This is a genomic window from Corynebacterium sp. UMB6689, from assembly GCF_030215295.1.
GTDB lineage: Bacteria > Actinomycetota > Actinomycetes > Mycobacteriales > Mycobacteriaceae > Corynebacterium > Corynebacterium aurimucosum.
In genome coordinates this window covers 92,245-106,341 of sequence record NZ_JASOLS010000004.1, presented here as the reverse complement: position 1 = coordinate 106,341, position 14,097 = coordinate 92,245, and the positions used below count along the sequence as shown (strand labels likewise).

The window sequence follows — 14,097 nt, the reverse complement described above, 5'->3', positions numbered from 1 at the left end:
CAAACCCTTGACAAGTCGTTGGGTTTATATAACACTGCGGTGTATGTCCCCAAAGAAAAAGCCCACTCGCCCACTGTTTAACCGGGTACGCGTGCTGCGCGTTGAACGGGACATGACGCGTGCACAGCTTGCCGACGCCATCGGGGTCAACCCCCAAACCATTGGCGCCCTCGAGCGCGGTGACCACTCCCCCAGCCTGGATCTTGCTTTCAACGTCTGCGAGGTCTTCGACTTACCCGTGGAAGCCGTGTTCTCCCGGACCGAATTCACTCCTATGTCCTCCGAAATCTACCGAAAGGGATAAGCCACACATGTCCGCCTCTATTCCCGATTCCGTCAAGGCCCGCAAGCGCTACACCACCCTGGCTGAGCTCTCCACCCTCCTCATCTGCCTTCCCTTCCCCTGCAGTTCTGGGACCTGTTCACCTCACTGATGGTGGCCGCCCTCGGAACGCTACTAACCGCACTGCTGACCGCCCGCCTCCGCAGAACGATTGGCGCCGCTGACCTTCCCACGACGGAACTCGATGAGTACCAAATGCAGCAGCACGTCGAAGCGCGTGACGACGGCCTCAAGTTCTCCCTCGCCGCACTTGTCATTCTGCTGCTGCTCACCGGCATCATTAGTTGGGGTGCGCGAACCATGCCCATCACGGATGGCGTGTTCGTATCCCTGCTCTACTTCAAGCTCATCCTGCTCTTGCTGGTGTGGCTACCCTTCTCCGTGGCGCGTTCCCTCGCTGGAAAGATGAACCACGACGAGCTCATCTCCAAGGAGTAAACCGCTTAGCGGAAATCCCGCGAGCCGCGCGAGAGCGCCTCGCCAAAGGCCAGCGGCTCCAGCTGGTCCGCGGCAACGGTGACCGCGCCGGAGGCGTTCTGCACGATACCACGCACGATGAGCGCGGGTGCCGTCCGAGCCGTCACCTTATCCCGGGCCCACAGGCCGGGCGAGACCATCACGTTCATCAACCCGGTCTCATCCTCCAAACCAAAGAAGACCACACCGCCTGCAGTCTGCGGGCGCTGGCGGTGCGTGACCACCCCGGCGATGCGCACGCGGGTGCCATCCTCCACGGCCGGTAGATCCGCCGCCGACAGAATTCCACGGGCCTGCAATTGCCCGCGGATCTGCTCCATCGGCTGCTGGTTGTGGGTCACGCCGGTGCTTGCCACGTCCGCCGCCATGAGCTCAAAGGCACTCATCCCCGGCAAAGACGGCGCCTCGATAGCAGACAGACCCGGCAGCATCCCCGCCCGTTCTGTTGCGGCCACGCCCGCCTGCCACAGTGCTTGGCGGCGGTCCACCCCAAAGACATCCAAGGCCCCCGCCACCGCGAGGGCCTCCACGTGATCGACGGTGAGATCGGCGCGGCGGGAGAGATCGGGGACGTCGGCAAACGGCGCGGCCGCCTCAATGCGGTCAGCGGCTTTATTAGCCAAGCCTTTGATGAGGTTCAGACCCAGCCGAATGCGTACCTCACCGTCCGCGCCCACCACCACGCGCGCTTCGCGACCCGACTCGTTGACGCTGACCGGCAGCACCTCCACGCCGTGGCGGCGCGCATCCTGAATGAGGGACTGCGGCGAGTAGAAACCCATTGGCTGCGCGCGCAACAGGCCCACACAAAACTGCGCCGGATAATAGCGCTTAAACCACGCCGAAAAGTACACCAAGGAGGCAAAAGACTGCGAGTGAGACTCCGGGAAGCCATAGGCGGCGAAGGCCACGATCTTGGCCCACAGCTTGTCCGCGATTTCCCCGGTAATCCCGTTGGTTTCCTCCAAGCCCTCATAGAAGCGCTGCTTGAGCGCTGCCATCTTGGCCGGCGAGCGTTTCGAGCCCATCGCGCGCCGCAGGTCATCCGCCTCCGCACCGCTGAACCCGGCAGCATCGACTGCAATCTGCATGAGCTGCTCCTGAAAGAGCGGAATTCCCAGTGTCTTGCCCAGGGACTTCTCTAGCACCGGATGGTCATAGGTGACCGGCTCCTTACCATCGCGGCGGCGCAGATAAGGGTGCACCGAACCACCCTGGATGGGGCCCGGCCGGATGAGCGCGACCTCCACTACAAGGTCGAAGAAGACCCGCGGCTTGAGCCTCGGCAGCGTGCTCAGCTGCGCTCGCGATTCCACCTGGAACACGCCCACCGCATCCGCGCGGCAGAGCATGTCATAGACTTCCACGTCAGCCAGATCCAACTCCCACAGGTTGACCACCCGGCCAGTACTCTCCTCCACCAAGTCCATCATGTGATGCAGGGCTTCCAGCATGCCCAACCCCAGCAGGTCGAACTTCACCAGCCCAGCTGCGGCGCAATCATCCTTATCCCACTGCAGAACCGAGCGATTTTCCATGCGCGCCCACTCCACGGGCACGACATCCGCAATCGGCCGGTCGCACAACACCATGCCGCCGGAGTGAATACCCAGGTGGCGCGGCTGGCCCAGGAACTGCTCAGCCAGGGATTCAACATCCGAAGGCGCGGGCGCCACGCCCTTCGACCACGCATCGGCCGAGCCTTGCGGGTAGCCCAACGCCCGGGCGGCATCCCGCAACGCGCCCTTGCGGCGATAGGTATTCACGTTGGCCACCTGCGCCGCCCTCTCGCGGCCGTGCTTGGCATAGACGTACTGGATAACCTCCTCGCGCCGCCCGGATTCAATATCAATGTCAATATCCGGCGGACCATCGCGGTCCGGGGAAAGGAAACGCTCAAAGAGCAGGCCTGCGGAAATCGGCTCCGCATTCGTAATCCCCAGCGCGAAACACACCGCCGAATTCGCCGCCGACCCGCGCCCCTGACACAGGATGTTTTCCCGTTTACAAAAGTCCACCAGATCACACACGATGAGGAAGTAGCCGGGAAATCCCAGCTGCTTGACCACACCCAGCTCATAGCGCATCTGCTCCCACGCCCTGCGCCGAATCTCCTCAGGGCGCGTGGCATAGCGAACTGCCGCGCGCTCGAAGGTGAGGTGCTCCAGCCAGGACATCTCGGTATGCCCTTCCGGCACGTCGAAGTCAGGCAGGTTCGGGGCCAGCGCCTCCCAGGTAAAACTGCATTCTTCGAGGACGCGAACGGTTTCCGCAATCAGCTCGGGGCGCTCAGGCAGCAGGCACGCCATCTGTTCCCCGGAGCGCAGCCAGGACGAGCCCATGGGGTGGGAGTTGGGGGAGGCGTCGGCAAGCGCGAGGCGTCTAGACAGGGCTTGTTTGGCCCCGGCCAAGCGCGCGCGATCCCGCGTGGCGGCAGCCGGGTGGGCAGTAGCGATGGCGCGTGGAACCGGCAAGGAGTCCAGCAGTAGGTGGTGGTCCGCGTCCTCTGGGAGCTGGGTACATGCGTACTCCAAAACCATGCTGTCTATTTTTATTCCATCGACCAGATGATCGAAATGTTCCGACCACTCCCAGCCCACCAGAAAGAGGCACTCATCCTGCAGCAGTGCACCAATCTCCGGCAGTGAAGGATAGGACACGACCCCCTTCTCCCCCGCCTCCATGCGGGCGCGGGCAATGAGCCGGGATAGACGCCGATACCCCTCCGGGGTGCGCGCCAGGACAGTCAGCGGGGCCGGGTCGAGGCTAAGCTCCGCACCAAAGACCGCGGGCAGACCCGCCGTGGCGGCAGCCTCCGCAAATTTCATAAGGCCATAGAATCCATCCCGATCTACCAGCGCAATCCCCCGCAAGCCCAGCTCGACGGCGCGCGCCACAAGTTCCTCCGGCTCAGAGGCCCCCCGCAGGAAGCTATAGGAACTTACCGCGTGCAGCTCCGCGAAAGGCACGGAAGAATGCCCTACTTTCGGCACGTCCGTGGCCTGCGGCAGATGATCCACCGAGACCGGGACGGGGCCCGGGCGACCAGAGAGGATCCTCTCCACCCGGGACCACGGCAGCGTCTTACCCCCATTAAACCTCATAGCCTCACACAGTAGATTCGAACACAGGTTCCCGTCAAGGTTGCCGTTGAACAATTCCCTGAATAGACAAAGCGGTTCAATCGTTGCTAGTTTTTCCTGCAGTGCAAACTCCTGCGGTGACACGACTTGCCGCACAAACCAAGAAGGGACACTAGAACCCACCATGAGCATCCGTCGCGTACTTGCCGCCACCTCGGCAGCCGTCATCGCTGCAACCGGCCTGGTTGCTTGCTCCTCCGATTCCTCGGACTCCGCTGAGTCCAAGGATTCCGGCGAGGCCATTACCAAGGACTCCACCATCACCATCGGCACCACTGACGCCAACATGGAAGAGTGGGCCGTATTCCAGGACCTGGCCAAAGAAGCCGGTTTCGACGTCAAGTTGGAGAACTTCGCCGACTACAACACCCCGAACCAGGCTCTGGACCAGGGCAAGCTGACGACGAACAAGTTCCAGCACCTGAAGTTCCTGGCTGAGTACAACAAGGGCAACGGCACCGACCTGGTCCCGCTGGCCGCCACCGAGATCTACCCGCTGGCCATCTACTGGAAGGACCACAAGGACCTCGCTGACATCGAGGGCCAGGAAGTCGCCATTCCGAACGACTCCACCAACCAGGGCCGCGCCATCGGCCTGCTGGTTCAGGAAGGCCTGGTCACCCTCAAGGAAGGTAGCCCGCTGACCCCCACCCCGCTGGACATCGATGAAAAGAAGTCCAAGGTCAAGGTCACCCCGGTGGATGCCGCCCAGACCCCGGCCGCGTATGGCGAGGGCAAGCCGGCTGTCATCAACAACTCCTTCCTCGAGCGCGCTGGCATTGACCCGCAGTCTGCCGTCGCTCAGGATGACCCGGACTCCACCGAGGCTGAGCCTTACATCAACGTCTGGGCCGTGCGCGCCGACGACGCCGATAACGAAACCCTCCACGAACTGGCTGAGCTGTGGAAGGACCAGAAGGTCACCGACGCCGTTCTGAAGTCCTCCGGCGACACCGCCGTGGCCGTCGACCGCTCCCAGGAGGAGCTCCAGGAGATCCTGGACCGCCTCGAAGAGCAGGTCTAAACAAACCCACCACCGACTAGTAAAGGACGAATCATGCGCATCCGCCGTCTCGTAGCAGCCGCCGCTAGCCTGCTTGCTGCTACCAGCTTGGTCGCCTGCTCGTCTGCAAGCTCCGATTTCGCCGCCGGCACCGCCGAAGATCCCATCATCGTCGGCACCACCGACGCCGAACTTCCGGAGTGGGGCGTGCTCAAGGAACTCGCTGCCGAGGAAGGCATCGAAATCGAGATGAAGAGCTTCACCGACTACGCCACCCCCAACCAGTCCCTGGCAGAGGGCAGCACGGATACCAACAAGTTTCAGCACTTAAAGTTCCTCGCTGAGTACAACGTGGGCAACGGCACGAACCTCGTTCCGGTGGCCTCCACGCAGGTCTACCCCATGCCGCTGTTCTGGAAGGGCCACGACAGCATCGACGGCATCGAGGGCCAGGACATCGCCATTCCCAATGACGCTACCAACCAGGGCCGCGCCATCAACCTGCTGGCCGCCAACGGTTTGCTGGTGCTCAAGGAAGAGGGCAAGCTCACCCCGGACCCCGCCGACATCGACGAGGCCGCATCCAAGGTGAGTGTCACCCCGGTCGATGCTTCCCAGACCCCGTCCGCCTTCGGCGAAGGCAAGCCCGCCATCATCACCAACTCCTTCTTCAAGCGTGCGGGTATCAACCCGGCCGACGCCGTGCTTTACGACGACCCGGAAAACCCCAACGCCGACCCGAAGATCCTGTTCGACCCCTACGTCAACGTGTGGGCTGTGCAGGAAAAGGACAAGGACAACGAGAAGGTCAAGAAGCTGGCCGAGCTCTACCTCTCCGACGAGGTGAAGGCCGCAGTGCAAGACACCACGGGTGGAACCACTATCTTTGTGGATAAACCGCAGGCAGAGCTTCAGGAGATTCTGGAGCGGCTGGAAGAGGAAGCCTCCTCTAGCTAAGCAAATCTCCCCCTCCCCCGCGCTCACGCTGGTTTGCGTGACCCGGGGGATTTTGCCCGTTACTCCCTCCTCGCTCACCACACGGACACGTACAAAGGAAAACCACGTGACTGAACAACAAGGCGCCCACCGGGGCACCCGGATTGAATTCCGCAATATCACCAAAGTCTTTAAAAACAAGAAAACCACCACGAAAGCGCTTGATGATGTCTCTTTGACCGTCGAGCCCGGTGAGATCATCGGCATCATCGGCTTCTCCGGTGCCGGCAAGTCCACGCTGGTGCGCATGATCAACGGACTGGATAAGCCAACCTCGGGGCAGCTGCTTCTCGACGGCACCGATGTCGTCCCCCTGCCCGAATCCAAGTTGCGGGGCATTCGCCGCAACATCGGCATGATCTTCCAGCAGTTCAACCTCATGTCCTCGCGCACCGCGGCGGGCAATATTGAGTACCCGCTGAAGCTGCAGGGCGTCGACAAGCAGGAGCGTCAACAGCGCGTCCAGGAGCTGCTAGAATTCGTCGGCCTGGCGGACAAGGGCGATAACTACCCAGAGCAGCTCTCCGGTGGCCAGAAGCAGCGCGTCGGCATCGCCCGTGCCCTGGCTAATAACCCTTCCCTGCTGCTGGCGGATGAAGCCACCTCGGCGCTCGACCCCACCACCACCCACGAGGTGCTCGACCTGCTGCGCAAGGTCAACCGCGACCTCGGCATCACCATCGTGGTCATCACCCACGAGATGGACGTCGTGCGCTCCATCGCCGACAAGGTAGCCGTCATGGAAAACGGCCACGTCATCGAGGCCGGCAGCGTCTATGAGGTCTTTTCCAATCCGCAGACCAAGGTGGCCGAGAAGTTCGTGGCCACCTCGCTGCGCAATACCCCGGACGTCGTTGAGGCCGATGACCTGCTGGCCCACGAGGGCCGCCTGTTCACCATCAACCTGACGGAAAAGTCGGGCTTCTTCGACGCCGCCGGCAAGCTCGCGGACAAGGGCGTGTCCATCGCCGTGGTCCACGGTGGCATCACCACCTTGCAGAAGCACTCCTTTGGCAAGATCACCGTGCGACTCAACGGGCCGGAAGCGGCCATTGAAGATTTCTACGCACACATGCAACGCACCACCGATATTGAGGAGATCCAACGATGAACGTCACCTACCTCGCGCAGGCCAATTGGGATCGACTGGGCGGCACGCTTGTCGACGCCATCAAGGACACCCTCATCATGGTCGCCACCACCCTGGTGGTCGCCGGCATCATCGGTCTCGTGCTGGGCATCCTGCTCTACACCACGCGCCCAGGCGGCATCCTGCAGAACAAGCCTATCCACTTCGTCATCAATATCCTGGTGAACTTTATTCGCCCGATTCCGTTCATTATCTTGCTGGCCTTTGTGCAGCCGCTGACGGTGGCGGTGCTGGGCAGCTCCATCGGCCGCGAACCGGCCACGTTCGTCATGGTTATCGCGGCTACCTTCGCGGTGGCGCGCATCGTCGAGCAGAACCTCGTGGCGCTGGATCCGGGCGTGATTGAAGCAGCCCGCGCGATGGGTGCTTCGCCGTGGAAGATCATCACCACGGTCATCATTCCGGAGGCACTGGGCCCGCTGGTGCTGGGCTACACCTTCCTGTTCATCGGCATCGTCGACATGTCCGCGATGGCGGGCTATGTCGGCGGCGGTGGCTTGGGGGACTTCGCCATTGTCTACGGCTACCGCGCCTTCGAGTGGGAGGTCACCGTAGTGGCCACCCTCATCATCATTGTGCTGGTCCAGGCAGCTCAGTTCTTCGGCAACTGGCTCTCGGCCAAGATTATGCGCCGCTAGCCGCGCCTGCGCATGGCTCGGCGCGGTTTAGGGTGTCACGCCCGTACTCTAAGCGCCGCGTTCATATCTTATGCGCCGCGTCCTTATCCTACGTGCCACGTCGCGCGACGCGGCACGCGGCAAAGTAGGAAGAGGTCTTCGGCTCGTCTCCACAGGAGGAGACGACGCCGGAGGCCTCTTTTTCTTCGAGCTCTACGTCCCATGCGCGGCCGTCGCGGTGGCGCACAACGACGCTATTCTTCGCGGCGGGGGTTTCCGCCGCGTCGACGGTGAGGTCGCCGTAGTGGAGGGACTCGGAGGCGTCGAGAAGCTGGCGCGCTACCGCAAGCTCCGCTACCTGGCCTTGGGGAGTGTGAAGACCGGAACCACGGTTGGCGGGGTAGAAATACTCGCCGTGCAGAGCCTTGCCCACGAGCTCGCGGCCAGCGTCCACGTTGAGGCGACCAAAGGAATATCCCCAGGGCATCAACAGCACTGACGGCGCGAAACGGTGCCCCTTGGTGTGGGAGGTTTCCCACACGGTCTCCTCAAATCCGCACGCCAGGGAAGCAGCAAGCGGGCGGCCCTTGATAGCGCAGCAGGCATCACGCTTGGCGTGGGTGCACACGAGCACCAGCGGCAGGCACGTGCCGGTGGGGTGCTCCAGATCCAGATCGAGGATGTCCTCCGGGCCGTTGAGGACGTAATCCTGTACCAACCCCTCGCGTGCCCACACGACGAAACAGCGGAAGTGACCCGTCCCCCGCTCATGCCCGGCACGCCCAGGGCGGCGAATGAGTTGCAGGCCCGCCACGCCTTTGAGCTTGGCCTTGAGCTTCGCAGTCAAGCCGGGGTCAAAGGTACGTCCGTCAAGCACGTCGCGAGACCACGCCATGGGCCACTCAAAAAGGACGTACACAGATTCTTGTTTTGCGGTACCGGCCAGGGGCTCGACCTGGACGTCGGAGCAGAAGGTCATGGCGCCATCTTAACTGGCATCACTTTCTTCACAACAATGTGGTTACGATGCCTAGCTCGATGCATATAATCCCGTGTGGTGCCGCTACGCTCGAAGTTATGCCGAAACACAATCTCTTGCGCACAGCCGCCCCAGTGGCCGCACTCGTTGTCTCGGGTGCGCTCGTGCTTCAGGGATGCGCTCCTTCTTCCTCCCCGGATGGTAGTACCGGCGACCCCACGAAGACTCTCGACGCCACCCTGTCCGGCGCCTCCACCTCCACGGCTACCGTCACTCCCACTGCCCCCTCCCCCGCCGCACCGGCTGGGCTGACCCCGCTGGGCGACGCCAACATGGAGATGAAAACCCTCCGCCCACCGGCCCCCTCGGAGCTGGTGGTGACCGATGTCCGCGTGGGCAAGCACGAAGGTTTTGACCGCGTGGTCTTCGAGTTTGTCGGGGACGGTTCACCGGGCTGGTTCATCGATTACACCGATGCCCCCGCCCAGCAGGGCTCCGGCAACCCGATTGCTTACAAAGGTTCCACCGCGCTCGACGTCAGCATCGACGGCACCGCTTATCCCTTCCAGCTCGACATGGAAGACCCGAACATCGGCACTGTAAAGGGCGCCGGCGGGCTGGTGACCCAGGTGGTCAACGGCGGCACCTTCGAGGCTCGCTCGCAGTTCGTTATCGGGCTTAATGAACGCCACCCGTACTCGGTTCAGGTGCTCAACGCACCGACGCGCCTGGTTATCGACATCCTGAACTAAACAGTTCAGGCATAGGTTGCCTCCACAGACCAGCGCCCGCCTGCCCACACGAGAAGCCAGGCACGCTGGCCTTTCTCGTTTTCTCCGACGACTTGCAGACGCGCGCAGCGCTGCGCCGCACCTGCTTCCCACCACTCAGAGTCCACGGGCCACGGGCCAGCCCAACCGGTCACCCGGTAGCGGTGGCGCCCCCATCCCAGGCCCGCCGGCTCCCCGGAGAGGAGGGCCTCGGCGGTGACGATGATGTCTTTCGATGAGGCGTCGATAAGCCGGATCCGCGCGGCCGGGTGCGCCAGGCTTGCCGGGAGCGGCGCGGGGATGCGCCCGGGCCAGGTGCCCTCCGGCTGCGGGTCACGCTGTTCGCCGTAGGGGACGTACTCGATGCGCTCGGCCACCCCACGCCCGCCCGCCGGGCGGGGCTGCAGCACGCGATCTACCCCCAGCTGGGATTGCACCCGCGCGATGACGCGCTTGGCCTGCTCCGCGGATTCGCCCGCGCCCCACAGGAGCCCATCCCCCGGCGGGGTAACCTCCACCGGCTCCAACGCCAGCTTGACGATGCCCCCTCCCTCACCCGGCGCACTACCCGCCCGCGCAGCACTCAGCCAACCATCGAGCTGCCAGCGCACGCGGTCCGCTGTAGCGGCCTCGCTGAGCGCTTCCTGGGTACGCCAGATCTGCTCCAGGCGCTCGCCCCCCTCGAACTCCGCGGCAACGCACAGCCGCAGGCACACCACGCCGGCCTCATCGAGTAGCACGTGCAGGCGCGCCGCGAGCTGACGCGCGGCAAAGGCCGCAGCATCCACGCGCTCCAAGGGTTCTTCGAAGCCCTGCTCCACGCCTAAGTCGGGGCGCGCAAGCTCCGGCGCCACGCGCCGATCCGGTGCCGCCGCAGCCACCGCGTGGCATCGCCGTCCAGCCTCGCCGAAACGGGTGGTAACTTGGCGCAGCGGCAGGCTCGCCAGCTCCCCTAACGTGCGCACGCCCAGCTGCTCTAAGGCATGCACCACGTCCGCCGTGCATCCCAGCGCCACCTCCGCGGCCAATACCCCCACCGGCTGCTGAGCCAGAAAGCTACGCGAGCCGCCTGCCGGGACTACCGCGCCCAGGTTGTGGTGGCGCGCGGCAATCAGCGCGGTGGCGATCTCATCAGCGACGCCGACGGTGGCGTCGAGGTGGGATCTGGCGGTGGCGTCGACAAGCATCTCCACTGCTTTCTCCTCGCTGCCGTGGAAACGCCCGGCCGCGCCCGCATCCACGATGACCAGGCCCGGACGCAGCACCTCCACCGAGGAGGCCACCGCGTCCAGCCCCGCGGCAATCTCCGCGAAGACCACGCCGTCTCGGTCCGGGTTGGCCTCCTCCACGCGCAGCTCCGGTAGGAGAGCTTGGGCCTGGCGCACGCGCATCCCGCGGCGCACCCCCGCCCGGCGCGCCGCCGCGTTGCACACCGCCACGCGGTGCTGGGCAGCGATAGCGCATGCTGCCCTGTCTGCGTCCTGCAGCGCCTGGATAGGCCAATCCGGGAACCACAGCGCCGCGACCCTCACACGACCTCCAAGTGCGGGCGCGCGTCCGGACGCTGCCCACATGTGAGCACTCCACGGCGCGGGCGCATGCTTGCCGACGCCACCCGCACCCCTATATCAACCCCCCGAATCCGCCCGCTGCCCCGGCCCACGCCATGCACAGCGATAACTTCCGCGCCTATCTCCACGGCTGTGCCCGGCAGCCGGGTTCCCACGGTAAGCAGGGCCGCCTGCCCAGCCCGCACTTTTGCCAGCACGGGGCGCGCCCGCGTGGGGCTCAGCGCGCCTGTGCCTTTGTGCACGACTAGATCCAGCCCCTCGCACAGCACGCCGGTCACCGCCCAGGGCTCTACGCCTGGATCGGGCACCGTGATAACCCGGGAGACATCACCCTCCTCGGCCACTTGTGCGAGTAGGAGATCGGGCCAACCCACCACCCCGACGTGTCCGCCTGCCGCGCTAACATGGGATATCAGCTCCACCACGAGCGCAGCACATTCCGCACAGGCGGTTGCCTGCTTGCGGGGCAGACCACCACCCGGGAGCAGCTCAGATAGCTTTTCAGGGACTCCGAGGAGCTCCGCCTCCGGCTGCACCTGCGCAGAATCATCCGGGGTTTCCAGGCGTTGAATCTGGGCGCGCAGAACCGCAATCTGGTCAGCCCGGGAGCCACCCGCTACACGAACACCTGTTTGATTCATGGCTCCTATTATGAACCTCTCTCCGGACGCGCGCAATTGCGCTGGTAGCGTTAGGCGCCATGAATCCCCTCCGCGCGCACACCACCCCTATCCCCACTCCGCCGTGGGTACGCCTCGGTGCCTCGCTGCTAGCTGGCGCTGCCGTGGCGGCAGGCAGCAGCCGCATCCACTTCGGCCTCGCGCTAGGACTCAGCCTGCTCTTCCTCATCGCCGCCTGCGCGCTCGTATTCCTGCACCCCTACCGTGCTGATCTGCGCGATTATGCCCAGCGCCACAACGTCACCATGCTGCCCAACGCCGCACAGCTCATCCCGCTTATGGCGCTGTGGCTGATGGTCATGTTCTCCCCGCTCCTCGCGCTTCCTGCCTGGGGCAGCGCGCTGGTGTGGGTGCTCGTTTCAGGCGCGGCCTTCTTGCTCTTCCCCCACGTTGACGGCTCCCGCAAGCTCGCCTACGCGCCCCCTGCCTAACCCCGCCGGACTAACTGCGTGAGCGGCGACCACCTCCACCGGCCCCCGATCCTGGTTTGTGCGGGGCTGTCTGCGCCAGCGCCTTTGCCAACCCGCCTCGGCCGGGCGTCTAAGCCAGGTCGCGCGAGGTGGCCCAGCGCGTGAGCTGATGGCGGTTGGACTGCTGCGTCTTGCGCAAAATATTGGAGGCGTGCGTTTCCACTGTCTTCACCGAAATGAACAGCTGCTTGCCAATCTCGCGGTACGTATAGCCGCGCGCAAGCAGCCGCAAGACCTCCAGCTCGCGCCGCGTGAGGGCATCCACCGCTGGGTCGTGCCCCTCCTCCGACTCCGGGGCGGGCGAACCGGAGGCAAAAGCATCAAGGACAAAACCCGCCAGGCGCGGCGAGAAATACGCATCCCCGCTGTGCACCTGCACCACCGCCTCGGCCAGGTCCGGGCCGGAAATATTCTTCGTCACATACCCGCGCGCGCCCGCCCGAATCAGCGCAATCACGTCCTCCGCCGCATCCGACACGCTCAGCGCCAAAAACACCGGCCGCGCCGGCTGATTAGCCGTCGCATTAATAACGGCGAGACCGCCGCCGTCGGGCATGTGGACATCGAGAAGCACCACGTCCGGGGAGGTCCGCGCAATGCCCTCCAGCGCCTCCGCGACAGTGCCAGCATCACCCACGATCTCAATCTCCGGGGCCGCCGCCAGCTCTGCGCGCACACCCGCGCGGAAGACGGAGTGATCATCAACCAAAAAGACCTTCACCATGCTCATAACGCTACCGCGAGCTCCACCTCGGTGCCCTCCCCCGGGGTCGAAGAAATCCGCACGCACCCACCTGATCCCTCTACGCGCGCGCGAATACTGTCACGAATCCCGTGCCTATCAGCGGGAATATCCTCCACATCGAAACCCACCCCGCGATCGCGCACAAAGATACTCAGCTCGCCCGCCAACAACTCCGCGTAGACATCCACCACGTCCACGCTTGCGTGCTTGCCGGCATTCACCATGGCCTCGCGCGCTGCCTGGATAAGCAGCTTCGCGGATTCCGTTAGCTCCGCGTCTTCGCCCACCGTCACAGCGGATACCCTCATATCAAAGAGATCTTCTACCTCCCCGCATGCTGCTTCGAGAGCACCAAAGCAGGTGGTGGGGGCGGCAGAAGGGGCGTCGAAAAGCCAGGCGCGCAGCTCCCTTTCCTGGGCGCGCGCCAAACGCGTCACCTCACGCGAATCCCCCGCCCTCTTCTGAATCAGCGCCAGCGTCTGCAGCACCGAATCGTGCAGGCGGGCGGCAATCTCGGCGCGCTCCTCCGAAACCGCCTTCGCCGCCTGCTCCTGCGACAGCGAACGCCAGAGCTTCAGCACCAGCGGCACCACCAGCGCACCAAAGCCCACCAGCGTCAGTGCCGTGGCCAGGATCGCCGAACCCGATCCGCTCTCCCACGTCACCGCCGCCACCACGACGCCACCGATGACCAGAACGGCACCCGCCGCCACGGCAACCAGGCCCACCGGCGTGTTCAGGCCGCGGTCATAGGCCAACCACGCCAACACCGCGCCGATGGCCACCACCGCCAACGGCACCGCCGCGCTTAACGACGCCCCCGAAACCCCCAACACGCCCACCGCGCTACCCGCCAGCGCCAAGAGCACCAGCACGAGGGAGAGGGGGCTGCGGCGGGTGGAGGGGGCGTCGTCAAGCGCGGGCGTGAAAATCCACAGACCGGCATAGGCCATCGCCCCCACCCCGCCCAGCAAGGTCAACGCGGTCAAAGCGATGCGCACGGAGAGCGCCGAGACCCCAAGATTCTGCGCCAGCCCCGCCGCCACGCCGGCGACCACACGGCCAGACTGGGGGCGCGACATCACGGGATAAGGCGCCGCGTTTTCTGCGGGCACATAGGGCGAAGTCATACTAGCCATAGTCCCACGCGCCA

General features: G+C 64.5%; 15 protein-coding genes. 9 read left to right on the top strand and 6 right to left on the bottom strand.

Annotated features, from left to right (window positions below; translation table 11 throughout):
- Positions 1 to 43 precede the first annotated feature (43 nt).
- Genes QP363_RS03460 through QP363_RS03450 form a run of 3 tightly spaced genes read left to right on the top strand, consistent with a single transcriptional unit; the run spans position 44 to position 781 of the window.
- Positions 44 to 304 (top strand): helix-turn-helix transcriptional regulator, encoded by a 261-nt coding sequence (locus tag QP363_RS03460; RefSeq protein ID WP_284762784.1) that lies wholly within the window; start codon positions 44 to 46, stop codon positions 302 to 304.
- A 7-nt stretch (positions 305 to 311) separates the two neighbouring features.
- A complete protein-coding gene (locus tag QP363_RS03455) occupies positions 312 to 434 on the top strand; it encodes a hypothetical protein (RefSeq protein ID WP_256364858.1) in 123 nt (40 codons plus the stop codon).
- Complete coding sequence (locus QP363_RS03450; RefSeq protein WP_284762779.1) at positions 434 to 781, top strand: hypothetical protein; 348 nt, start codon at positions 434 to 436, stop codon at positions 779 to 781. The genes QP363_RS03455 and QP363_RS03450 overlap by 1 nt, the downstream gene beginning before the upstream one ends.
- 5 nt (positions 782 to 786) lie before the next feature.
- On the opposite strand, the gene QP363_RS03445 is transcribed toward QP363_RS03450, so the two are convergent.
- Positions 787 to 3,924 (bottom strand): error-prone DNA polymerase, encoded by a 3,138-nt coding sequence (locus QP363_RS03445; protein WP_284762777.1) that lies wholly within the window; start codon positions 3,922 to 3,924, stop codon positions 787 to 789.
- A gap of 163 nt (positions 3,925 to 4,087) precedes the next feature.
- Here QP363_RS03445 and QP363_RS03440 point away from each other — a divergent pair, with 163 nt between their 5' ends.
- The 4 genes from QP363_RS03440 (at position 4,088) to QP363_RS03425 (ending at position 7,750) form a co-directional block, all read left to right on the top strand.
- Entirely contained in the window at positions 4,088 to 4,987 is a 900-nt protein-coding gene (locus QP363_RS03440) for a MetQ/NlpA family ABC transporter substrate-binding protein (protein ID WP_070644405.1), read from the top strand.
- Positions 4,988 to 5,020: 33 nt separating this feature from the next.
- Positions 5,021 to 5,923, top strand: a complete 903-nt coding sequence (locus tag QP363_RS03435) for a MetQ/NlpA family ABC transporter substrate-binding protein (RefSeq protein ID WP_070644406.1) — start codon at positions 5,021 to 5,023, stop codon at positions 5,921 to 5,923.
- Positions 5,924 to 6,029: 106 nt separating this feature from the next.
- Positions 6,030 to 7,073: a methionine ABC transporter ATP-binding protein gene (locus QP363_RS03430; RefSeq protein ID WP_070710859.1), complete on the top strand. Its 1,044-nt coding sequence runs from the start codon at positions 6,030 to 6,032 to the stop codon at positions 7,071 to 7,073.
- Complete coding sequence (locus tag QP363_RS03425; RefSeq protein WP_070446463.1) at positions 7,070 to 7,750, top strand: methionine ABC transporter permease; 681 nt, start codon at positions 7,070 to 7,072, stop codon at positions 7,748 to 7,750. Before QP363_RS03430 ends, QP363_RS03425 begins: the two co-directional genes overlap by 4 nt.
- 88 nt (positions 7,751 to 7,838) lie before the next feature.
- Here the strand turns inward: QP363_RS03425 and QP363_RS03420 are convergent, their stop codons facing one another.
- The gene (locus QP363_RS03420) at positions 7,839 to 8,708 is read right to left on the bottom strand and encodes a sucrase ferredoxin (protein ID WP_284762772.1); all 870 of its coding nucleotides are present in this window, start codon (positions 8,706 to 8,708) and stop codon (positions 7,839 to 7,841) included.
- Positions 8,709 to 8,806: 98 nt separating this feature from the next.
- Here QP363_RS03420 and QP363_RS03415 point away from each other — a divergent pair, with 98 nt between their 5' ends.
- Entirely contained in the window at positions 8,807 to 9,460 is a 654-nt protein-coding gene (locus QP363_RS03415; protein ID WP_284762771.1) for a hypothetical protein, read from the top strand.
- A 5-nt stretch (positions 9,461 to 9,465) separates the two neighbouring features.
- On the opposite strand, the gene QP363_RS03410 is transcribed toward QP363_RS03415, so the two are convergent.
- Together QP363_RS03410 and QP363_RS03405 are read right to left on the bottom strand one after the other, a co-directional pair.
- Positions 9,466 to 11,010 (bottom strand): DNA polymerase Y family protein, encoded by a 1,545-nt coding sequence (locus QP363_RS03410; RefSeq protein ID WP_284762770.1) that lies wholly within the window; start codon positions 11,008 to 11,010, stop codon positions 9,466 to 9,468.
- Entirely contained in the window at positions 11,007 to 11,690 is a 684-nt protein-coding gene (locus tag QP363_RS03405; RefSeq protein WP_284762768.1) for a hypothetical protein, read from the bottom strand. The genes QP363_RS03410 and QP363_RS03405 overlap by 4 nt, the downstream gene beginning before the upstream one ends.
- Positions 11,691 to 11,749: 59 nt before the next feature.
- Between QP363_RS03405 and QP363_RS03400 the strand changes: the two genes are divergently transcribed.
- Positions 11,750 to 12,160, top strand: a complete 411-nt coding sequence (locus QP363_RS03400; protein WP_070730494.1) for a hypothetical protein — start codon at positions 11,750 to 11,752, stop codon at positions 12,158 to 12,160.
- 109 nt (positions 12,161 to 12,269) lie between these two features.
- On the opposite strand, the gene QP363_RS03395 is transcribed toward QP363_RS03400, so the two are convergent.
- Together QP363_RS03395 and QP363_RS03390 are read right to left on the bottom strand one after the other, a co-directional pair.
- Positions 12,270 to 12,923 carry a response regulator transcription factor gene (locus QP363_RS03395; protein WP_284762766.1) on the bottom strand — a complete coding sequence of 218 codons (654 nt, stop codon included), beginning with the start codon at positions 12,921 to 12,923 and terminating at the stop codon, positions 12,270 to 12,272.
- Between the two features lie 2 nt (positions 12,924 to 12,925).
- The gene (locus QP363_RS03390) at positions 12,926 to 14,074 is read right to left on the bottom strand and encodes an ATP-binding protein (protein ID WP_284762764.1); all 1,149 of its coding nucleotides are present in this window, start codon (positions 14,072 to 14,074) and stop codon (positions 12,926 to 12,928) included.
- Positions 14,075 to 14,097: the final 23 nt, after the last annotated feature.